Origin of the sequence: Angustibacter luteus, assembly GCF_039541115.1 — a bacterium.
Classification (GTDB): domain Bacteria; phylum Actinomycetota; class Actinomycetes; order Actinomycetales; family Angustibacteraceae; genus Angustibacter; species Angustibacter luteus.
This window is the reverse complement of the sequence record NZ_BAABFP010000007.1, coordinates 141,644-162,799: the sequence shown is the minus strand read 5'-3', so window position 1 is coordinate 162,799 and position 21,156 is coordinate 141,644. Positions and strand designations below refer to the sequence as shown.

The 21,156-nt window shown below is 70.4% G+C and carries 16 protein-coding genes; 5 read left to right on the top strand and 11 right to left on the bottom strand.

Going from position 1 to position 21,156, the window contains the following annotated elements; genetic code table 11:
* Positions 1 to 45: 45 nt before the first annotated feature.
* From mshB to typA, 7 genes are all read right to left on the bottom strand, one after another.
* Positions 46 to 1,014, bottom strand: coding sequence for an N-acetyl-1-D-myo-inositol-2-amino-2-deoxy-alpha-D-glucopyranoside deacetylase (mshB, locus tag ABEB17_RS14760; RefSeq protein WP_345717495.1), 969 nt, complete (start codon positions 1,012 to 1,014; stop codon positions 46 to 48).
* Entirely contained in the window at positions 1,011 to 2,033 is a 1,023-nt protein-coding gene (locus ABEB17_RS14755) for an ABC transporter ATP-binding protein (RefSeq protein WP_345717494.1), read from the bottom strand. Before ABEB17_RS14755 ends, mshB begins: the two co-directional genes overlap by 4 nt.
* Entirely contained in the window at positions 2,030 to 3,076 is a 1,047-nt protein-coding gene (locus tag ABEB17_RS14750; RefSeq protein ID WP_345717493.1) for an ABC transporter ATP-binding protein, read from the bottom strand. Before ABEB17_RS14750 ends, ABEB17_RS14755 begins: the two co-directional genes overlap by 4 nt.
* On the bottom strand, positions 3,073 to 4,062 hold the full coding sequence (locus tag ABEB17_RS14745) for an ABC transporter permease (RefSeq protein ID WP_345717492.1): 990 nt from the start codon (positions 4,060 to 4,062) through the stop codon (positions 3,073 to 3,075). Before ABEB17_RS14745 ends, ABEB17_RS14750 begins: the two co-directional genes overlap by 4 nt.
* A 147-nt stretch (positions 4,063 to 4,209) precedes the next feature.
* On the bottom strand, positions 4,210 to 5,967 hold the full coding sequence (locus tag ABEB17_RS14740; RefSeq protein WP_345717491.1) for an ABC transporter substrate-binding protein: 1,758 nt from the start codon (positions 5,965 to 5,967) through the stop codon (positions 4,210 to 4,212).
* Between the two features lie 118 nt (positions 5,968 to 6,085).
* The gene (locus tag ABEB17_RS14735) at positions 6,086 to 7,081 is read right to left on the bottom strand and encodes an ABC transporter permease (protein ID WP_345717490.1); all 996 of its coding nucleotides are present in this window, start codon (positions 7,079 to 7,081) and stop codon (positions 6,086 to 6,088) included.
* A gap of 310 nt (positions 7,082 to 7,391) precedes the next feature.
* Complete coding sequence (typA, locus tag ABEB17_RS14730; protein ID WP_345717489.1) at positions 7,392 to 9,278, bottom strand: translational GTPase TypA; 1,887 nt, start codon at positions 9,276 to 9,278, stop codon at positions 7,392 to 7,394.
* Between the two features lie 111 nt (positions 9,279 to 9,389).
* On the opposite strand from typA, the gene ABEB17_RS14725 reads away from it, so the two are divergent.
* The 3 genes from ABEB17_RS14725 (at position 9,390) to ABEB17_RS14715 (ending at position 12,913) form a co-directional block, all read left to right on the top strand.
* Entirely contained in the window at positions 9,390 to 11,561 is a 2,172-nt protein-coding gene (locus tag ABEB17_RS14725) for an acyltransferase family protein (protein WP_345717488.1), read from the top strand.
* A gap of 24 nt (positions 11,562 to 11,585) precedes the next feature.
* On the top strand, positions 11,586 to 12,113 hold the full coding sequence (locus tag ABEB17_RS14720) for a ferritin (RefSeq protein WP_345717487.1): 528 nt from the start codon (positions 11,586 to 11,588) through the stop codon (positions 12,111 to 12,113).
* Positions 12,114 to 12,184: 71 nt separating this feature from the next.
* On the top strand, positions 12,185 to 12,913 hold the full coding sequence (locus tag ABEB17_RS14715; RefSeq protein ID WP_345717486.1) for a VIT1/CCC1 transporter family protein: 729 nt from the start codon (positions 12,185 to 12,187) through the stop codon (positions 12,911 to 12,913).
* A gap of 18 nt (positions 12,914 to 12,931) precedes the next feature.
* On the opposite strand, the gene ABEB17_RS14710 is transcribed toward ABEB17_RS14715, so the two are convergent.
* Positions 12,932 to 14,473 (bottom strand): VldE C-terminal domain-containing protein, encoded by a 1,542-nt coding sequence (locus ABEB17_RS14710; protein ID WP_345717485.1) that lies wholly within the window; start codon positions 14,471 to 14,473, stop codon positions 12,932 to 12,934.
* 109 nt (positions 14,474 to 14,582) lie between these two features.
* Entirely contained in the window at positions 14,583 to 16,124 is a 1,542-nt protein-coding gene (locus ABEB17_RS14705; protein ID WP_345717484.1) for a glycosyltransferase family 39 protein, read from the bottom strand.
* Between the two features lie 98 nt (positions 16,125 to 16,222).
* Here ABEB17_RS14705 and ABEB17_RS14700 point away from each other — a divergent pair, with 98 nt between their 5' ends.
* Together ABEB17_RS14700 and ABEB17_RS14695 are read left to right on the top strand one after the other, a co-directional pair.
* A complete protein-coding gene (locus tag ABEB17_RS14700; protein WP_345717483.1) occupies positions 16,223 to 16,888 on the top strand; it encodes a DNA alkylation repair protein in 666 nt (221 codons plus the stop codon).
* A gap of 136 nt (positions 16,889 to 17,024) precedes the next feature.
* The gene (locus ABEB17_RS14695) at positions 17,025 to 19,388 is read left to right on the top strand and encodes an arylsulfatase (RefSeq protein ID WP_345717482.1); all 2,364 of its coding nucleotides are present in this window, start codon (positions 17,025 to 17,027) and stop codon (positions 19,386 to 19,388) included.
* A gap of 53 nt (positions 19,389 to 19,441) precedes the next feature.
* Here ABEB17_RS14695 and ychF read toward each other — a convergent pair whose 3' ends face one another.
* Together ychF and ABEB17_RS14685 are read right to left on the bottom strand one after the other, a co-directional pair.
* Positions 19,442 to 20,527, bottom strand: coding sequence for a redox-regulated ATPase YchF (gene ychF, locus ABEB17_RS14690; RefSeq protein WP_345717481.1), 1,086 nt, complete (start codon positions 20,525 to 20,527; stop codon positions 19,442 to 19,444).
* A 12-nt stretch (positions 20,528 to 20,539) separates the two neighbouring features.
* The gene (locus ABEB17_RS14685) at positions 20,540 to 21,154 is read right to left on the bottom strand and encodes a class I SAM-dependent methyltransferase (protein ID WP_345717480.1); all 615 of its coding nucleotides are present in this window, start codon (positions 21,152 to 21,154) and stop codon (positions 20,540 to 20,542) included.
* Between the last annotated feature and the right edge of the window lie 2 nt (positions 21,155 to 21,156).

The following is a 21,156-nucleotide window of genomic DNA, read 5'->3' as shown; positions in this document are numbered from 1 at the left end:
TGGGGTCGGTTCGCTCACCGAGCGTGACGTGCGATCAGGCCCCAGTCAGCGCTGCGGCAGGCCCAGGCCGGCGAACAGGTCGTCGGCCGGTCCGGCGACGCTGCTCTCGGCGATCGTCGCTCGCGGTCCCCGGACCCGGCGGAAGCCCTCACGCGCGGATAGCCGCTGCGCGACGTCGTTCGACAGCGCGAACCACGGCGGGCGCACCACCACCTGGGTGGCGTGGGCCTCGAGGGCCGCCGTCACCGCAGGCAGGTGCTCCGGGGCCTCCACGACCACGTCCAGCAGGTCGTCGTCGACCACGGCCGGCGGGTGCTCGGCGTAGTCCGGGGGGAGCATGCCGGCCGGCAGCCGGCCGTCCTGCGCGGCGGCCAGCACCGCGCGACGCTCCGCGCGGGCCCACGACGTGGCGACCTGCACCCAGTGCACGGCGAGCACCTGCCACCCGGGGCGGGCCCCGTCGTCCGCGGCGAGCTCGACCGCCCGCATGGTCACCCGGTGGGCCATCACGTGGTCCGGGTGGCCGTACCCGCCGTCCGGGTCGTAGGTCACCACGACCTGGGGGCGGACCTCCCGGAGGACGTCGGCGAGCAGGCCGGCGGCCTCGTCGAGGTCGGCGAGGGCGAACGCGTCGGGGTGCACGTCGCCGGCGACCCCGGCCACCCCGGGAGCCAGCCAGACCATCCCCGAGTCGCGCCAGCGCCCATCCCCGAGCAGTCGGTGGTCCGGGACGCCGAGGGCGGCCATGGCCCGGACCAGCTCGCCCGCCCGGTGCGCGCCGAGCGTGTCGTCGCGGTCGCTGGCGAGGTGGCGCAGCTCGGCGGGGATCACCTCGCCCTCATCGCCGAGGGTGCAGGTGACCAGCGTGACGCCCACTCCCTCGGCGGCGTAGCGCGCCATCGTGACGCCCGTGGTCAACGTCTCGTCGTCCGGGTGGGCGTGCACGAGCAGGAGCCGGCGGCCGGGCTCCTCGCCCACCACCGGCTCCTCCTCGATCGGGTAGTCGGCCGTCACCCGAGCGCGGGCTCGGCGTCCCTGGTCTGTGCGGCCTTCGGGTCGTGCTCCGGGAAGTGGCAGGCCACCGTGTGCCCCGGAGTCAGCTCGCGCAGCAGCGGGATCTCGGTGGCGCAGCGGTCCTGGGCCTTCCAGCAGCGGGTGCGGAACACGCAGCCCGAGGGCGGGTCGCTCGGCGAGGGAAGGTCGCCCTGCAGCAGGATCCGCTCACGCGTCTTGTCGAGGTCCGGGTCCGGCATCGGCACCGCGGACATCAGCGCGTTCGTGTACGGGTGCAGCGGACGGCCGTAGAGGTCCTCCGCGTCCGCGAACTCGACCAGGTGGCCGAGGTACATGACGGCGACCCGGTCCGAGATGTGCCGGACGACGGACAGGTCGTGCGCGATGACGATGTAGGACAGGCCGAACTCGTCCTGGATGTCCTCGAGCAGGTTGACGACCTGGGCCTGGATCGACACGTCGAGCGCGGAGACCGGCTCGTCCGCGACGATGATCTTCGGTCGCAGGGTGATCGCCCGGGCGATGCCGATGCGCTGGCGCTGCCCACCGGAGAACTCGTTCGGGTAGCGGTTGTAGTGCTCGGGGTTGAGCCCGACCCGCGCCATGATGTCCTGCACGGACGCCTTGACGCCGCCCTGCGGGACGACCCCCTGGACCTCGTACGGCGCCCCGATGATCGAGCCCACCGTGTGCCGGGGGTTCAGCGAGTTGTACGGGTCCTGGAAGATCATCTGCATCTTGCGACGCATCGGGACCATCTGCTTGCGCGACAGGTTGGTGATGTCGCGGCCCTCGTACTCGATCTTCCCGCCGGTCGGCTCGAGCAGCTTGAGCATGGTGCGGCCGGCGGTCGACTTCCCGCAGCCGCTCTCACCGACGAGACCGATCGTCTCGCGCTCGCGCAGACCGATGCTCACGCCGTCCACGGCCTTGACGTCACCTACCTGCCGGCGAAGGAGTCCCTCCCTGATCGGGAACCACTTCTGCAGGTCGGTGATCTTCAGGATCGGGTCGCTCACGCGCCCTCCTTCTGCGTGTTGGGCGCCACGGAGGCGAGCCGCTCGGCCGCGAGGCGCTGCTTGTCCGGCGCGGACAGGTGGCAGCGAGCGGAGTGGCCCTCGGCGACCTCGTCGAGCACCGGTCGCACGGTGTCGCAGCGGCCGTCGGTGACGAACTGGTGGTACTGGCAGCGAGGACGGAACACGCAGCCCTGCGGGAGGTTGATCAGCGACGGCGGCTGGCCGGGGATGGGCGACAGCCGTCCCCCACCCGCCTCGTCCAGCCGGGGCAGTGAGCTGAGCAAGCCCCAGGTGTAGGGCATCTGCGGACGGTAGAAGATGTCCCGCACCGTGCCGCGCTCGACCACCCGCGCGCCGTACATGACGGCCACGTCGTCGGCGGTCTCGGCGACGACGCCCAGGTCGTGGGTGATCAGGATGATCGCGGTGCCGAACTCGCTCTGCAGGCTCTTGAGCAGCTCGATGATCTGCGCCTGGACCGTCACGTCGAGCGCCGTGGTCGGCTCGTCCGCGATCAGCAGGTCCGGGTCGTTGATCAGCGCCATCGCGATCATCACGCGTTGGCGCATGCCGCCCGAGAGCTGGTGCGGGAACTCGCCCGCGCGGCGCTCGGCGTTCGGGATGCCGACCTTCTTGAGCAGCTCGACGGCGCGCTTCTTGGCATCGGACTTGTTGATGTCCCGGTGCACCTGGACGGCCTCGACCAGCTGCGAACCGATCGTGAAGAACGGGTGCAGCGAGCTCAGCGGGTCCTGGAAGATCATCGCCATCCGCTTGCCACGCAGCTCGCGCAGGCGCTCGGGGCTGGCGGTGACGATCTCCTCGCCGTCCAAGCGGATCGAACCGCTGACGTGGGTCCGCCGGGGGTTGTGCAGGCCCATGATGGCCGCGCTGGTCACACTCTTGCCGGAGCCGGACTCGCCGACGATGGCCAGCGTCCGACCCTTGTCGACGTCGAAGGTGACGCCGTCCACGGCGCGGACGACGCCGTCCTCCGTCGTGAACCGGACGTTGAGGTCCTCGACCTCCAAGAAGGCGCTCATGACAGTCTCACTCTCGGGTCGATCACCGCGTAGAGCAAGTCCACGACGAGGTTGGCCACGATGACGAAGGTGGATGCGAGCAGGACCATCCCGACAATCAGGGGCAGGTCGGACGTGACCGCCGCGTCGAGCGACAGCTTGCCCAGGCCGGGGAGGCCGAAGATCTGCTCGGTGATGACCACACCGCCCAGCAGCGTGGCCAGGTCGAGGCCGGCGGCCGTGACGATCGGCGTCAGGCCCGACCGCAGGGCGTGCTTGCCGATGACGACGCGCTCGGTCAGACCCTTGGCCCGCGCGGTCCGGATGTAGTCCTCACCCAGGGTCTCGAGCATCTGGTTGCGGGTGAGCCGCGAGTAGAACGCGGCGAACACCAGCGCCAAGGTGATCCACGGCAGGATGAAGGACTTGAACCAGGCCGTGGGGTCGTCCGCGAAGGGGGTGTAGGCGGCGTAGTCCATGATCTGGAACTTGAAGAAGACGAAGTACTGCAGGACGAGGCCGATGAAGAACGTCGGGAACGAGTACCCGATCAGTGCCGCACCGGTGGCTGCTCTGTCCTGCCATCGACCTCGTTTGAGGGCGGCGAGGATGCCGACGGAGACGCCGGTGATCAGCCAGAGGATGCACGCGCCGACGGCCTCGGTGGCGGTGACCGGCAGACGGGTCTTGATGAGGTCGGTGACGCAGGCCTGCTTGGTGAAGGAGTAGCCCAGGCTCGGCGCCGGGCACTCGAAGGCCACCGCGCCGGTGCCGTACGTACGGCCGACGAAGATGCCCTTCACGAACTTCAGGTACTGCTCGTAGATCGGCTTGTCGTACCCGAGCCGGATGCGGTTCTGGGCGATGACCTGCGCGTTGCACGACTTGCCGCAGGTGAGCGAGGCGGGGTCGGCCGGCAGGATCGTGAAGATCCCGAAGACGAGCATGCTCAACGCGATCAGCATGAGGATCATCGCGATCAGTCGTCGGATGATGTAGGTCCCCATGGAAGCCTCCGGATTCTGGGCAGCGGTAAACCGGGCGCGTGGCCCGGTCCGGTCCCCGGGGGCGGGTGGGTTGCACCCGCCCCCGGAAACCTGGTCGAACGGTGAAGCGGTCTCGGCTCAGGAGCCTTTCAGCTCAGGAGCTGAAGATCACTTCTTGACGTACAGGTCCCCGTAGCTCCAGGAGCCGTAGGGAGCCCACACGTAAACCTTGCCACCGTCACCGGAGACGTTACCCACCTTGGAGCCAGCAAGGCGCTGCTCGCGGCCGAACCGGGTCGGGAGGACCCAGGCCTGCTGCATGGCCTCCTTGTTGAGCTCCTTCCACAGGTCGCCCTGCTTGGCGCGGTCGGTCTCACCCTTGGCAGCGTCGGACTTGGCGGTGAACGCCTTGTCGTCCGCACGGGAGAGGTCGAAGCCACCGGCCTTGGTGAACAGCTCCGGGATGACCGTGGAGGCGTTCAGCCAGTCCGGGCCCCAGCCAGCGGAAGCAAGAGCCTCTTCCTTGGTCGGGTCCTGGACGATCGAGTAGTACTCGCCCGGGGGCAGAGCCGACAGCTTCAGCTTGATCCCGGCGCGGGCGAGGGACGACTGCAGCGAGGCAGCGGCCTTGTCGGCGACCGGGGTCTTGCCGTACTGGTAGGTGAGCGTCGGCATCGGAGCACCCGACTCGGAGATCAGCTTCTTGGCGAGGTCGGGGTTGCCGGTGTCCGGAACCTGACCGCCGTACATGCCGTCCCACATACCCGACTTGGCGTAGTCGGCGGGCAGGTTGGGCTTGATGACACCGTCGGCCAGGTCACCGGCGAAGGCACCGCCGGAGATGGTGCGCATGGCCGCACGGTCAGCAGCCACGACGATCGCCTGACGCTGCTTGACGTTCGGGACCTTGTTGACGTTGATCGCGATGTAGCGCGAGTACGGGTCGAACTCGTTGACCCGACGCGACTCGAAGCGAGCGTCGTTGAACACCGAGGTGAGCGACGCGGTGTCGAGGTTGTCACGCGAGATCGCGGTCTGGTCCTCGCCCGAGTCGGCCATCATGCGCTGGTCGATCGTGGTGGTCTCGATCGAGAACTTCACGACGACCTTGTCCGGCAGGGCCGGACGGTAGCTGTCGCTGGCGGCGCTCCAGTTGGTGTTGCGCTCCAGGACCAGCTGCTGACCCTTGGTGTACTCGGCGATCTTGTAGGGACCGTTCGAGACGACGGCGTCGTCGTACTTCTCGCCCTTGTCCTTGGCCTTCGGCACCGGAGCGAACGCGGAGAGGGTGACGGTGTAGTTGAAGTCACCGGCCGGCTTCGCGAGGTGGAAGGTGATGGTCTTGCCGTCGGCGGAGCACTCGACAGCCTTGTCGAAGGCCCCGGTGTCGTTCTTCGAGGTCTCGTACGGGCCCTTGTAGGTCGAGTTGCCGTCCTTGTCCTTCGGGATGTCCAGGAGGCTGATCGCGTAGGTCGGACCGTCGGTGATGACGGTCTGCGCGAAGGTACGGGACACGCCGTACTTGACGTCGGCGCAGGTGACGTCCGAGCCGTCCTCCCACTTGACGCCGTCACGCAGCGTGAAGGCCCAGGTCTTGCCCTCTTCGGTCGCCTTGCCGGTGTCCGTCGCGAGGTCACCGACGAGCTGGCCGGCGGCGTCGCCGTTCGGGCTCATCTTGTACGCGGTGAGCGTGCGAGCGAAGTACGCGCTCGAGAAAGCAAGGTCCTCACCGGTGTAGTTCCGCTGAGGGTCGAGGTGGTTGAACTGCTCAGCGTTCGTGAGGATGGTCAGGGTGCCACCCTTGTTGCCGCTGTTGTTCGACCCGGTTGCACTGTCTCCGTCGTCGCCCCCGCCGCACGCGGCCAGCGCCAAAGCGCCAACCGAGGCCAGGGCCACAAAGCGAAGACCGGTCTTGGCCTTGCCCATGTTTTCTCCTCCTGGTCGATGAGCCGAGACTTTTGCTCGGCCCGTCCGGCCCGCCGCGTGCGGTAGGCCGCTCCCGGCGAGTAGCCGGGGAGTTTGTGGATGGTTCGGGCTCTCGCCGCTAGGAGCGGCCCGCCCTCGGGTCGAGCGCATCTCGGATCGAGTCGCCGAGAAGGTTGAACGCGAGCACCAGCAGGAACAGCGCCATACCCGGGATGAACAGGTACAGCGGCACGACCTGGTAGTACTTCACCGAGTTCGACAGCATGTTGCCCCAGGTCACCGTCGGCTCCGCGACGCCGACGCCCAGGAACGACAGCGCGGCCTCCGCACTGATGTACGACGGCAGCAGCAGCGAGGAGTAGACGAGGATCGGCACCCAGAGGTTCGGGAGGATCTCCTTGAAGAGGATCCGCCGGGTCGAGGCCCCGATCGAGACCGCGGCCTCGACGAACTCCCGCTCCCGCAGGCTCAGCACCTGGCCGCGGATGATGCGGGCCAGGTACGGCCAGCCGAAGATGCCGAAGACGGCGATCAGGTAGATCAACCGGGCGGAGTTGCCGTCGATGCCGAAGCGGCTGTCCAGCGCGTTCAGCACCAGCGGGCTCAGCGAGATCAGCAGCACCAGCTGGGGAACGCACAGGATGAGGTCCATCGTGCGGCCCAGCAGGGTGTCGAGCCAGCCGCCGCTGTACCCGGCGACGATGCCGAGGACGACGCCGATGACCACGGTGAGCAGCGTCGCCGAGAAGGCGACCAGCAGGGACACCCGGCTGCCGTACAGGAGCTCGGCGAGGATGTCGCGGCCGGTCTCGGGCTCGATGCCCAGCAGGTGCGTGGTGGAGATGCCCTGGTTGAGCCAGGACGACGCCTTCGGCATGCCGCCGTCACCGATCAGGTCGGTGTGGTACTTCGCGTCGACGCCCAGCAGCCGGGTGATGACCGGCGCGAGCAGCGCGATGACGACGTACAGCGTGACGACGAGCAGGCTGATCATTCCCACGCGGTCGCGCTTCAGTCGACCCCAGGCGATCTGCGACGGCGACCGGCCCTCGATGCCGGCGGCACCCTCAGTGACATGCGTCTCCTGGTCAAGGGACTGCGACGCAATGGTCATGGGGAAGGTGCCTTTCCGTGGGGGACGCTCTCAAGCCGTGTGGACTCTATGCCAACCAGGCACGAGCGCTGCAACACGTGAGGGCCTACGTTGCCCAATCGTGACCGCGCCGCGACCTGGGTGCGCTCGTCAGGTTTCGTCGGGGTTCGGCTCGAGACTACGCCGACACCCGTTCGTGACCTGGTTCGACCACGAATGGGGCACCCCGAGATCGGACATCTCGGGCATCGACTGCCCCCGGCGGCCCCGCCGGCCGGCCGTTGTTGATCACTCCGGGCAGGACGCGGGGGCCTTCGGCCGGCAGGCTCGGTCAGGCGCGACGGGCGCGGCCGTGCGCCTTCTGGCGGTCATGGCCGTTGAGGATGACCATGCGGATACGGACCGCGTCGGGCGTGACCTCGACGCACTCCTCGTCCCGGCAGAACTCCAGGGACTGCTCCAGCGACAGCTTGCGGGCCGGCACCAGGCGCTCCAGCTCGTCCGCGTTGGAGCGGACGTTGGTCATCTTCTTCTCCTTGGTGATGTTGACGTCCATGTCGTCCGCCCGGGAGTTCTCCCCCACCACCATGCCCTCGTACACCTCGGTGCCGGGGTCGACGAAGAGCGTGCCGCGCTCCTGAAGGTTCGCCATGGCGTACTGCGTCGAGGAGCCGGCGCGGTCGGACACCAGGGAGCCGCTCGGCCGGGTGCGCAGCTCGCCGAACCAGGGCTCGTACCGCTCGAAGACCTGGTGGGCGATGCCCGTGCCGCGGCTCTCGGTCAGGAACTCGGTGCGGAACCCGATCAGCCCGCGCGAGGGCACCAGGAACTCCATCCGGATCCAGCCGGTGCCGTGGTTGACCATCTGCTCCATCCGACCCTTGCGGACGGCGAGCAGCTGGGTGATCGCGCCGAGGTACTCCTCCGGGGCGTCGACGGTCAGCCGCTCGACGGGCTCGTGGACCTTCCCGTCGATCTCGCGGGTGACCACCTGCGGCTTGCCCACGGTCAGCTCGAAGCCCTCGCGGCGCATCTGCTCGACCAGGATGGCCAGCGCCAGCTCACCGCGGCCCTGGACCTCCCAGGTGTCCGGGCGCTCGGTGGGCAGCACGCGCATGGAGACGTTGCCGACCAGCTCGCGGTCCAGCCGGTCCTTGACCAGCCGGGCCGTGACCTTGGTGTTCTTGGTCGGGCCGCGACCGGCGAGGGGCGAGGTGTTCGTGCCGATGGTCATCGAGATGGCGGGCTCGTCGACAGTGATCAACGGGAGCGGGCGGGGGTCCTCGGCGTCCGCGAGCGTCTCGCCGATCGTGATCTCCGGGATGCCGGCGATCGCGATGATGTCGCCGGGGCCGGCCTGCTCGGCGGGCAGCCGCTCCAGCGCCTGGGTCATCAGCAGCTCGGTGATCTTGACCCGCTGCTGGGTGCCGTCGTGCCGGCACCAGACGACCTGCTGACCCTTGCGCACCGTGCCCTGGTGGACACGGCACAGCGCGATCCGGCCCAGGAACGGGGAGGCGTCGAGGTTGGTCACGTGCGCCTGGAACGGGTGCTCGTCGTCGTACACGGGGGCCGGGACGGCCTTCAGGATCGTCTCGAACAGCGGCTCGAGGTTCTCCGAGTCCGGCATGCCGCCGTCCTCCGGGCGGGTCAGCGACGCCCGACCGGCCCGCGCCGAGGCGTACACGATCGGGAACTCGATCTGGTCCTCCTCGGCGTCGAGGTCCATGAAGAGCTCGTAGGTCTCGTCCACGACCTCGCTGATCCGCGCGTCGGGACGGTCGACCTTGTTGACCACGAGGATGACCGGGAGCCGCGCCTCGAGCGCCTTGCGCAGCACGAACCGGGTCTGCGGCAGCGGGCCCTCGGACGCGTCGATCAGCAGGCAGACCGCGTCCACCATGCTCAGCCCGCGCTCGACCTCGCCGCCGAAGTCGGCGTGACCGGGGGTGTCGATGATGTTGATGGTGACGCCCTCGGGCTTGCCGATGGCGGCGGCCGCCGGACCCTTGTACTTCACGCCGGTGTTCTTGGCGAGGATCGTGATGCCCTTCTCACGCTCCAGGTCGCCGGAGTCCATCGCCCGCTCGTCGACGTGCTGGTGCTCACCGAAGGCCCCGGACTGCCACAGCATGGCGTCGACGAGGGTGGTCTTGCCGTGGTCGACGTGGGCGACGATCGCGACATTACGGATATCGTCGCGGCTCTGCGTGGGCATGAAGGTACGTCCTGTCCGGTTCGGGGAGTCGACGCAGTCTACCGGCGCCGCGCCGTGCCACGGCACGCGCGAACAGGGATACGGCGGGCTACTCGGGCATCATGGACTTCGATGTCTCCTGCAGACCCGTCCAGCCGTACCGCGAGGCGACGAGCGCGCCAGCTGTCGCCGCGGTACCGCGGTGACATCGAGGGCCTGCGGGCGCTCGCCGTCGGTCTCGTCGTGGCCTTCCACGCCGGCGTGCCCTTCGTGTCCGGCGGGTTCGTCGGGGTCGACGTCTTCTTCGTGCTGTCCGGGTTCCTGATCACCGGCCTGCTGGTCGACGAGCTGCAGAGCACCGGGCGGATCTCACTGTCCGGCTTCTACGCCCGGCGGATCCGTCGCCTGCTGCCGCTGTCCGCGCTCGTCCTGGTCGCCACCACCGCGGCCGCCTTCTTCCTGGTGCCGGCCGTCGACCGGGGTGCGGTCGGCGGGGACGTGTCGAGCGCCGCCCTGGGCGTCGCCAACTGGCACTTCGCGATGGAGTCCACGCAGTACATGGCGGACACCGCGAAGAGCCCGGTGCTGCACTACTGGTCGCTGGCCGTCGAGGAGCAGTTCTACCTGGTCTGGCCGCTGCTGCTGATCTGCGTGGCCGGCGCCGGCGGGCTGGCCGCCCGGCGCTGGGTCGTCGCGCGGCGCCGGATCGTGCTCGCGCTCGCCGTCCTCGGCGGCGGGTCGCTGGCCGTCTCCTGGTGGGTCGGTGGGGACGGCTCGTTCGCGTACTTCGGTCTGCACACCCGGGCCTGGGAGCTGGCCGCCGGCGCCGGTGCCGCGCTGGCCAGACCCGCGCTGCCCCGGCTGGGTCGGCTCCCCGCGGTGCTCGCCGGCTACCTGGGGCTCGCGCTGGTGGTGGCCTCCGCGGTCGTGATGGACGAGCAGACCCCGTTCCCTGGCACCGCCGCGCTGGTGCCCGTGGTGGGGACCGTCCTGCTGGTCGTGTCGGGGGCACGGATGTACGTCGCCGCGGTGCCGCGCCTGCTGCGAATCGCGCCGCTGCGGTTCGTCGGCCGGACGTCGTACGCCTGGTACCTGTGGCACTGGCCGTGCCTGGTCCTCGTGGCGGCCCGCTGGGGGACGGTGCCGGCGGGCAGTGATGACGGCGCCCCGCGGCTGACCGCCCCGGTCACGCTCCTCGTCGTGCTGGTCTCGCTCGCCCTGGCCGTGGTGTCGCACCAGCTTGTCGAGCAGCCGGCCCGCGCCCTGCCGTGGTTGCGGGTCTCCCGGCTGCGGACCGCAGCCGTGGGCGCCGGGCTCGTCGTCGGCTCCTTGGTGGCGGCGGCCTCGCTGACCCTGCCCGTCGCCGCACAGGTTGAGGCCATCCCCACCGGGTACGGCCTCGCGGTGCCCGCAGCGACGCCGCCCGCGGCTGCGATGGCTGCCGCCTCCGCGACGGCACCGACGAGCGCCGGACGGCCGACGGCGACCGCCCCCAGCCCGATGACCGTGCAGGAGGCCCGAGCGGACTTCCCGCCGAACGGAAACGCCTGCTACATCGGCTACCCACGCGACCAGGTACCACCGACGACGGCCTGCCGGTACGGCGCACCGCACGGCACCAGGACCATCGCGCTGATCGGTGACTCGCACGCGGCCCAGTGGTTGCCGGCTTTCGTGCAGGCCGCCAAGGACAACGGCTGGACCCTCTACTACTTCGCGAAGAGCGCCTGCGCCCCGGTCGACGTGCCCGTCTGGTCGCCGTCGCTGCAGGCGGTGTACGCCAACTGCCCGACGTGGCGGCACACCATGCTCACGCGGCTGGCCGCCATCAAGGGCCTGGACGCCGTCTTCGTCGGCCGGTACATGATCTACACGAGGGACGCCCGGACGGCGTCCGGCGCACGGGTCCCCACCGGCCAGCTCGGTGCACGCTGGCAGGCCGGGATGGCACGCACGGTCGCTGCGCTCCCGGACGTGCCCCGGGTGGTCGTCCTGCAGGACACGCCTCGGCCCGGCGTCGACGTCCCGACGTGCCTGTCCAAGCACCCCGCGAACCCGGCCGCCTGCGCGTTCGCTCGGGCCGGGCACACGCACCTCGACGCCGAGCTGCTGCGCGCCGAGGTGGCGGCCAGCCCGCGCGTGTCCACGCTCGACCTCACCGACCTGGTATGCCCGACCGCCAGCTGCCCGGTGGTGACCCAGCAGGGAGTCGTGCTCTACCGCGACCACCACCACCTGACCGCGAGCTTCAGCAAGTCGCTCGCCCCGGCCGTCGGCCAGCGCCTGGCCCAGGCACTGGGCTGACGCCCGCCCACTAGGCTCGCCGGCATGGGAAACGCCTTCCTCGACCTCCTGCGTCAGCAGATCCGTCACGAGTTCACCGCGTCGCAGCAGTACGTCGCCGTCGCCGTGTGGTTCGACGACTTCGACATGCCCCAGCTGGCCGCGCACTTCTACGCGCAGGCCGTCGAGGAGCGCAACCACGCGATGATGATGGTGCAGTACCTGCTCGACAGTGACGCCAAGGTCCTCGTCCCGGGGGTGGACGACGTGACCAGCGACTTCGAGGACGTGATCGCCCCCATCGAGCTGGCGCTGAACCAGGAGCGCGTCGTCACCGGACAGATCGAGGCGCTCGCCCGGACCGCGCGGGACGAAGGCGACTACCGCGGTGAGCAGTTCATGCAGTGGTTCCTGAAGGAGCAGGTCGAGGAGGTCGCGTCCATGACGACGCTGCTCGCGATCGCCCGCCGGGCCGGCGACAACCTGTTCCACCTCGAGGACTTCGTGGCCCGCGAGATGGCCGGCGCGCAGGCCGACCCGACCGCCCCGGCCGCGGCCGGTGGCGCGCTCTAGGCAGCCAGATCCGTTCTGAGGCAAGCCTTTCCTTCGTGGCTGACGCTTCGACCACGAACTACGATGCCTCGGTGAGCAGTGCAGCGCAGCCCGTCCGAGCCCACCCCGGCGAGGAGCACAGCCAGTCGATCGGCGCCCAGCTCAACTGGTTGCGCGCAGCCGTGCTCGGCGCCAACGACGGCATCGTGTCGGTGGCCGGCATCGTCGTCGGTGTGGCGGGCGCCACCACCGAGCGCCAGACGATCGTCACCGCCGGTGTCGCGGGCCTGGTGGCCGGCGCCCTGTCGATGGCCGCCGGCGAGTACGTCTCGGTCAGCACGCAACGCGACACCGAGCTCGCGCTGCTCGAGCAGGAACGCCGCGAGCTGCGCGAGATGCCGGCCGAGGAGCTCGACGAGCTGACCGGGATCTACCAGGAGAAGGGCCTGTCGGCCGACCTGGCCCGTGAGGTCGCCGAGGAGCTGACCGAGCACGACGCGTTCGCCGCCCACGTGGACGCCGAGCTCGGACTGGACCCCGACGACCTGACCAACCCCTGGCACGCGGCGGCGGCGTCCGCGTCGTCCTTCGTCGTCGGCGCGCTGCTGCCGATGCTCGCGATCCTGCTCCCGCCGGTCGCCCTGCGCGTGCCCGTGACCTTCGTGGCCGTGGTGCTCGCCCTCGCGCTGACCGGCTGGCTGTCGGCCCGGATCGGCAACGCCGACCGGCTGCGGGCCATGCGCCGCAACGTGATCGGTGGCGCGCTGGCCATGGCCGTCACCTACGGCATCGGCCTGCTCGTCGGCGGCGTGCAGCTCTGAGCGGGGCCAGCCGCGCCCTCAGCTGACCCGCGGCTCGACCTGCACCGCCAGGGCACCGCTGTCGTCGCTGCTCGCGGTGTCCCACACCGCGAGCGACAGCCGGGTGTCCTGGGCGGGCACGTACGTGTAGGTGTACGTGTGGCTCGACTGGCAACCCGCGACGTCCGGCACGACGGCGGTGCCGTTCGCGAACAGGTCGTAGCTGTCCAGCGCCGGGTGCAGCGGGTCGGACGAGCGCTGCAGCGCCCACTGACCGGTCGGGGCCTTCGTGCACTCCGCGTCCGCGAGCAGTCCCTCGCCGGCCCGCCAGGTGCCGGAGACCGTGAGCGTGTACGGCTGACCGGCCCGCAGCCAACCGGCGCTGCGCCCGCCGTGGACGGCGTCCACCGGGACGGTCTCGGGAGCCGTCAGCTCCGGTCCGCTCGGGGCGGAGTACGCCGTCGTGGGTGCCTTCGGCGCGGCAGGGACGGTCGTCGTGTAGGCCGCCGTGGAGGCGCCGGCGCGCAGCACCCGCAGGGTCAGCCCACCGCTGTTGTTGGTCAGCAGCCCGTCATCGATCGACAGCGTCATCGGCGCCGTGACGGACGGCGTGTAGTCCCAGACGTACGTGTGCGACGTCGTGTCGCAGCGGCCCAGCCCGCGGGCCGGAGCCCAGCCCGCCGACGTACCGACCCTCAGCTTGAGCTTGGTGGTGGAGGTCGTCTGCTGGGCCTGGGGGGACCAGCCGAGGTCGTTGTCGTTGCGCCAGGAGCAACCGGCGTCGGCGAGCCTGGTGCCGGCCGCCGCGCGGTAGTAGCCGGTGGCGACCAGGCGGTACTTCGTGCCCTTGCGCAGCGCGAACTCGGTGTGCACGAGCTTCTCGGTCGCAGGCACCCGAACGGTGACCACGGGGTGCTTGACCTGGTTCAGGACCGGCCGCGGCCCGAAGGTGACGCCGGCGACGGTGCCGTCGAAGAACGAGGTGACCGCCTTGGCGCCGGACCAGCCCAGCGAGATGTGCATGTGGTCGCGGTGCCGCAGCGTCGAGCTGCACTTCGACAGCGGGCCCGGCGGGCAGGCGCCGTTGCGGTACGGGCGGGCGTGGAAGCCGTTGCTGGCCGAGTAGATCCGGTCGTTCCAGATGATGTACATGATGCCCAGCCGACGGGCGATGGCGTGCTGGTTGCCGTACCGGTCCGTGGCCCGGGCCAGGTTGAGGAACGCCAGCCCCTGCGCCTTGCCCTTCTTGGTGCGGAAGTCCACGTGCCAGTCGAACGCGCGCCCGTCCTTGTGCTCGCTGCGGGACCCGACGGTGCACCCGCGCATGATCCCGGACGACGAGCTGCCCGGGTAGCGCTTGAGCAGCCAACGGGACATCAGCACCGCACCCTTCTGGGCGCCGGCGGAGCAGGTCAGCTGGGGCTGGTACGGCGCGTACCCCTCGATCGCCTTGCCGAACGTGGGCAGCCTGCCCTCGCTCAACGGCGAGGCCGACGCGTTGGTGGTGGCCAGCAGCACACTGGCGCAGACCGCGAGGACCACGACCACGGCGTGCACAGGACGGCGGGCGAACGTTCGCATGCAGGGGCTCCCCAGGACTCAGATCCCGATGTCAGTCACATCTCCTTGTCCCGTCGGCGTCCGGGCCGCGAACCTGAGCGAAGTGCCCGATCTGCCCGTCAGGTCACCTTCATGACGATAGGTGCTCCAGCGCCGCCCAGACAGCCCCCCAGCTACCCCGGGGCCCTTCGCAGACGTAGATCCACGCCTCATCCCGTTCCTCGTTGGGCACGGGGCCGGTGACCTTGCGTCCCTCGTCGCAGCCGTCGAAGACGTCGTCCGGTCGGCTCCCCTCCGCCACCACGACGACCGGGCCCGTCATGCTCTGCGGCGGTGGACCCCACAGCCCGTAGCCGTTGTGCCCGCTGTAGGCGGCTGGCAGGCCGCGGGCCGCGCCCAGCTCATCGACCGCGCCAGCCTCCCCGTAGTTGCTGGTGAACACGACCGAGGACGCACGCTCGGCGGCCGGGATCGACTCGTAGGCACCGGCGACCTGGTCGACCAGGTCGGTCCAGCCGACGCTCTCGCGCTGCTGCTCCCCCAGGCCGCTCCACGGCGAGTCCGCCAACGTGGTCGCGGGCAGCAGCGGCAGCGCCGCCGGGAACAGCAGGGCCGCCGTCGCCACCACGATCGCGATGCTGCGCCAGCTGGCGCCGCGCGCCTCCAGGGCCACCGCGCCGGCCGCGATCAACGGCACGTAGGCGCCAGCCGGGTAGTACACCTGGCCGGCGGTCACGATGAACACGACGAGCACGATGGCGGCGATCCAGACCAGCGGCCGGTAGGCGCGGAAGTCCTTGTCCCGCAGCAGCATCCAGATGCCGGGGATCATCACCAGCGTGGCGCCGACGCTGAAGATGGTGAGCTGGATCGCGAGGAAGCCGATGCGCTCGCCCAGGACGCCGTACTCGTCGCGGATCTGCCCGGCCAGCTCGACCTGCGGCCAGCCGTGCCGGGCCTGCCAGACCAGCCCTGGCGCCCAGGCCAGCAGCGCGGCGCCCGCCCCGGCGGCGAGCCAGCCACTGGCCAGGAGCCGACGGGCGCCGGGGTCGATCGCGATCGCCAGGACCGTGGCGCCAGCCAGCGCGAGCGGCAGGTCCTTGTTCGTCAGACCCAGACCACACACCGCCCCTAGCACGAGCCACAGCCGGGTGTCCCGGGTGCGCAGGAGGCGCGTGGTGAGCCAGCCGATCACCACCCAGACCGTCAGGTCGGCGGTGGAGGTGGCCAGCAGGTGACCGGTGAGCAGGGTGAGGGTGCCGGTGGCCACGGCGACCGCGGCGAGCAGCTGGGCCAGCCGTCCCCCGCCGACCTCCCGGGCAGTCAGCCCGGCGGCCAGCACCGTGACGCCGGTGAGCAGCGCGGCCGGTGTGCGCAGGGCGAGCAACGAGTGCTGCGCGAGCTCGTCGGCCACCCGGGCCAGGGCCGGCGTCAGCACGCCCTGGTCGGGGTAGCCCCAGGCCAGGTGCCGGCCTGCGGCCAGGAAGTACAGCTCGTCGCGGAAGTAGCCGTAGTGCGGGGCCAGGACGAGCAGGACCAGGACCGTGAGGCCGGAGACGAGGGCCAGGGGAACGACCGCGACCGCGGGGAGCTCGGGGGTGCTGGTGGCGTCCGTGGGGTCGGCGAGCGGCGGCCGCTCGACGTCAGGCGCATCCGCGGCGCTCTCGTCCACCGACCCAGCATCCTGGACGGCGGCTCCAGCGTCCACGACGATTCGGCGTCACGACGATTCGGCGTCCGCGCGCTGGGGGCATCGCTACGCTCCGGTGGATGGGCGCGCTGCCGACCGCTGGTGCCGTCGTCGACGAGCTGCAGTCGCTGGCATCGGCTGACGAGCTGGCCAAGGTGCGACGGCGACTCGACCCGGCCGAGCCTGCCATCGGCGTCCGGATGAGGTCCGTGTTCGACGTCGCCAAGGCGGCGACCGCGATGCCGCTCGACGAGTGGGAGCGGCTCGTGGTCGAACCCACGTACGAGGCGCGGATGGTCGCGTTCAGCATCCTGGACTTCCAGGCCCGCAAGGACGTGGGGAGCCGGGTGCTCTGCTCGACCTACCTGGGCCACCACGACCGGATCACGACGTGGGACATGGTCGACCGCGCCGCGCCACGCGTCGTCGGCGCGGCCCTGGCCGCCGGCCCGTACGACGTCCTGCACGAGCTGGCGGGCTCGGTCGAGCCGCTGCGGCGGCGGTCCGCCATGACGGCGCCGCTGTGGTTCACCCGGCACGGCTCTCCGGCGGATCTCGCGGCCGGCTTCGACGTCGCCACCATTCTGTGCACCGACGCCGAACCGTCCGTGCACAAGGCCGCCGGCATCTTCCTGGCCCATGCGGGACAACGAGATCCGGCCGCGCTCAGCAGGTTCCTCGAGCAGCACTCGGCGGTGATGCCGGCCGCCGGCCGCCGGCTCGCCACCCGGAAGGTCACGGGTTGAAGGACGGGCGGCACGGCTCGGCTGGTGTGGTGCCACGCCGCCGGGACCTCACCCGAACCGGGGGAACGCAAACCGTGGCATTCGTCGGAGGCTGGGGACCAGCAACCAGTCTTCAGTCGACGGAAGAGGCGGGATCGTGGTTTCAGCTCGGAGGTCAGTTCAGCGTGGCTCGCTCCCGATCCCCGACCTGGCCTACACCGGCCCGGTCACGTACGACGCCACCGATCCGGATACCCACTTCCCGCCGATCGAGAAGCTGACGCCGCCCGAGGGTGCGCCCAACGTGCTGATCGTCCTGATCGACGACGTCGGCTTCGGTGCGTCCAGCGCGTTCGGGGGTCCGATCGACACCCCGAGCTTCGATCGGGTCGCGGCCGCCGGGCTGAAGTACACGCGATTCCACACCACGGCACTGTGCTCCCCCACGCGCGCGGCGCTGCTCGCCGGTCGCAACCACCACACGGTGGGCATGGCAGCGATCACGGAGCTCGCGACGAGCGCGCCGGGCTACAGCTCCATTCGGCCCAACAACTGCGCCCCGCTCGCCGAGACCCTCAAGCTCAACGGCTACAGCACCGCCCAGTTCGGCAAGTGCCACGAGGTTCCCGTCTGGCAGGCCAGCCCGGTCGGACCGTTCGACCAGTGGCCGAGCCCGGGCGGTGGGTTCGAGCACTTCTACGGGTTCATCGGCGGCGAGACCAACCAGTGGTACCCGGCGATCTACGAGGGCACGATGCCGGTCGAGCCCTGGGGCACGCCCGAGGAGGGCTACCACTTCATGGGCGACATGACCGACAAGGCGATCGCCTGGACCAAGCAGCAGAAGGCGCTCGCTCCCGACAAGCCGTTCTTCACCTACTTCGCGCCCGGTGCGACCCACGCCCCGCACCACGTCCCCGCGGAGTGGGCGGACAAGTACGCCGGGAGGTTCGACCAGGGTTGGGACAAGGTCCGCGAGGAGACGTTCGCCCGGCAGAAGGAGCTCGGTGTCATCCCCCAGGACGCCGTGCTCACCCCGCGCAGCGAGGGCATCCCCGCCTGGGACGAGATGAACCCCGAGCTGCACCCGGTCCTGGCCCGTGAGATGGAGGTGTACGCCGGCTACCTCGAGTACGCCGACCACCACACCGGCCGCCTGCTCGACGCCCTGGACGAGCTCGGCGTCCTCGACGACACGCTGGTCTACGTGATCATCGGCGACAACGGGGCCTCGGCCGAGGGCACGATGAAGGGCACCACCAACGAGAGCTTCCTGCTCAACCACATGATGGACATGGAGGACGACGCCTACCTGATCGACCACCAGGCTGACCTCGGCACGCCCAACTCCTACAACCACTACGCCATCGGCTGGGCGCACGCGATGGACACGCCGTACCAGTGGACGAAGCAGGTCGCCTCGCACTGGGGCGGCACCCGCAACGGCACCATCGTCAGCTGGCCCAACGGGATCCGGGCGCGCGGCGAGATCCGACACCAGTTCGCGCACTGCATCGACGTCGCGCCCACGGTGCTCCAGGCCGCGGGCATCCCCGAGCCCTCGACGGTGCACGGCGTCACCCAGCGCCCCTACGAGGGCACGCCGATGAACTACACCTTCGACGACGCCGACGCCGAGGAGCAGCACCTCACCCAGTACTTCGAGATGGTCGGCAACCGCGCGATCTACCACCGGGGCTGGACCGCCGTCGCGAAGCACAAGGATCCCTGGGCCGGCTCGACCCGGGGCCTGGACGACGACGTGTGGGAGCTCTACAACGTCGAGGAGGACTGGACCCAGTCGAACGACCTCGCCGAGCAGGAGCCGGCCCGGCTGGCGCACCTCCAGCAGCTGTTCCTGATCCAGGCGGCCCGGTTCAACGTGCTCCCCATGGACGTGCGTTCCGCCGAGCGATTCAACGCCGACCTGGTCGGGCGGCCGAAGATCTTGGACGGCGACACCCAGATCCTCTACCCGGGCATGAAGCGCCTCAACGAGAACTGCGTCGTCGGGGTCAAGAACAAGTCGTTCAGCGCGACGTCCAAGGTCACCGTCCCGGGCGCCGGCGCCAACGGGGTGATCATCGCGCAGGGCGGGGCGTACGGCGGGTGGAGCTTCTACGTCCACGAGGGCCGGCTCGCGTTCTGCTACAACACCTTGGCGATCATGACCTCGGTGATCCACGCCGACGAACCTCTGGGGCCTGGCACCCGGGAGGTCCGTGCGCACTTCGCCTACGACGGCGGCGGACTGGGCAAGGGCGGCACGGTCACGCTCTTCGACGGCGACACCCAGGTCGGCGAGGGCCGGGTGGAGCGCACCATCCCGTTCACGTTCTCGCTCGACGAGACCGTCGACATCGGCATGGACGTCGCCTCCCCGGTGTCCCCGGACTACGGACCGACCGGCAACGAGTTCACCGGCACCATCAGCTGGGTCAGACTCGACGCCGGGGACGACGACCACAGCCACCTGATCGAACCGGAGCACCGGATGGCTGCCGCGATGCTCAAGCAGTAGCCGGCGCGACGTCGGAGGGGTCGGCAAGCGGCGCAACCAGGCGACCTGGGTTTCTACACGTTGAAGCGGAACTCCACGACGTCGCCGTCCGCCATGACGTAGTCCTTGCCCTCGATGCGGACCTTGCCGCGGGACTTGGCCTCCGCCATCGACCCGGCCGAGATGATCTCCTCGAAGGACACGATCTCGGCCTTGATGAAGCCCCGCTGGAAGTCCGTGTGGATGACCCCGGCGGCCTGCGGCGCCGTCCACCCCTTGCGGATCGTCCAGGCCCGGGTCTCCTTCGGGCCGGCCGTCAGGTAGGTCTGCAGCCCGAGCGTCTCGAAGCCGACCCGCGCCAGCTGGTCCAGCCCGGCCTCGTCCTGCCCGATGCCGGCCAGCAGCTCGGCGGCGTCCGCCGGGTCCAGCTCGGCCAGCTCGGCCTCCACCTTGGCGTCCAGGAAGATCGCCTCGGCCGGTGCCACCAGCTCGCGCAGCGAGGTCATCAGCGCCTCGTCCGCCAGGCCGTCCTCGTCCAGGTTGAACACGTAGATGAACGGCTTCGACGTCAGCAGCGACAGCTCGCGCACGTCCGCCGGGTCGATGCCGGCCTTCGCGCCGCCCGCGTACAGCGTGGTGCCCTCCTCGAGCACCGCCTGCGCCGCCCGGGCCGCCTCGAGCACCTTCGCGTCGGTCTTGCGGCCCTTGACCTCCTTCTCCAGGCGCGGGATCGCGCTCTCGAGGGTCTGCAGGTCGGCCAGGATCAGCTCGGTGTGGATCGTCTCGATGTCGGACGACGGGTCGACCTTGCCGTCGACGTGCACGACGTCCGGGTCGCCGAAGGCGCGGATCACCTGGCAGATGGCGTCGGCCTCGCGGATGTTGGCCAGGAACTTGTTGCCCAGCCCCTCACCCTCGCTCGCGCCGCGCACGATGCCCGCGATGTCGACGAACGACACAGTGGCCGGCAGGATCCGCGCGCTGCCGAAGACCTCGGCGAGCTTCGGCAGCCGCTCGTCGGGCAGCGGGACCACCCCGACGTTGGGCTCGATCGTCGCGAACGGGTAGTTCGCGGCGAGCACCTCGTTCTTGGTGAGGGCGTTGAACAGGGTGGACTTGCCGACGTTGGGCAGTCCGACGATTCCGATGGTGAGGGCCACGAGGACGGGAGTCTACCGGCGGTGCACGGCCACCACGAACTCGCCGCCCGCCACCCAGGGGTCCCCGGACCAGCTGGCGTAGCGCGCCACCTCGACCAGACCCGCGTCGGCGCACCAGCCCTGGTAGGCGTCCGGGTCGACGTGCCGGTCCGCGGCGAACCCGACGACCAGGTGCCCGCCGGGCGCCAGCGCTGCCGCGAGCGCCATCACGACGTCCGGCTCGGTGCCGTCGGCGAGGTAGACCAGGACGTTGCCGGGCGCGGCGACCAGGTCGAACCCACCGCCGGCGAGGTCGGCGAGGTCGAGCAGGTCCCCCACCACCCAGCGGACGTCGACCCCGGCCTGGCGGCCGTCGGCCCGGGCTTCGACGACCATCGACTCGTCGACGTCGACGCCGGTCACGTCGTGGCCGCGGCGGGCCAGCTCGATCGCGACGCGGCCGGTGCCGGTGCCGGCGTCCAGGACGCGGGCCGGGGTGCGGCCCGCGTCGACCAGGAGGCCGTCGAGGAACCGGGCCTCGCCGTGCAGGTCCGCGCCGGAGGCCGCGAGCTCGCGGAACCGCGCCGCGTACGCCGGGCCGCGACGTCCACCGGTCTCGGCGATCCAGCGGGTCTGGGGTCTGGGCATGC

Excerpts from the sequence above, each read along its gene's own strand:
- ABEB17_RS14725 (WP_345717488.1), top strand. The coding sequence starts at position 9,390 with ATGTCTCCTGCAGACCCGTCCAGCCGTACCGCGAGGCGACGAGCGCGC.
- ABEB17_RS14710 (WP_345717485.1), bottom strand. The coding sequence starts at position 14,473 with ATGCGAACGTTCGCCCGCCGTCCTGTGCACGCCGTGGTCGTGGTCCTC.
- ABEB17_RS14720 (WP_345717487.1), top strand. The coding sequence starts at position 11,586 with ATGGGAAACGCCTTCCTCGACCTCCTGCGTCAGCAGATCCGTCACGAG.
- ABEB17_RS14750 (WP_345717493.1), bottom strand. The coding sequence starts at position 3,076 with ATGAGCGCCTTCTTGGAGGTCGAGGACCTCAACGTCCGGTTCACGACG.
- ABEB17_RS14685 (WP_345717480.1), bottom strand. The coding sequence starts at position 21,154 with ATGCCCAGACCCCAGACCCGCTGGATCGCCGAGACCGGTGGACGTCGC.
- ABEB17_RS14745 (WP_345717492.1), bottom strand. The coding sequence starts at position 4,062 with ATGGGGACCTACATCATCCGACGACTGATCGCGATGATCCTCATGCTG.
- ABEB17_RS14735 (WP_345717490.1), bottom strand. The coding sequence starts at position 7,081 with ATGACCATTGCGTCGCAGTCCCTTGACCAGGAGACGCATGTCACTGAG.
- typA (WP_345717489.1), bottom strand. The coding sequence starts at position 9,278 with ATGCCCACGCAGAGCCGCGACGATATCCGTAATGTCGCGATCGTCGCC.
- ABEB17_RS14700 (WP_345717483.1), top strand. The coding sequence starts at position 16,223 with ATGGGCGCGCTGCCGACCGCTGGTGCCGTCGTCGACGAGCTGCAGTCG.
- ABEB17_RS14740 (WP_345717491.1), bottom strand. The coding sequence starts at position 5,967 with ATGGGCAAGGCCAAGACCGGTCTTCGCTTTGTGGCCCTGGCCTCGGTT.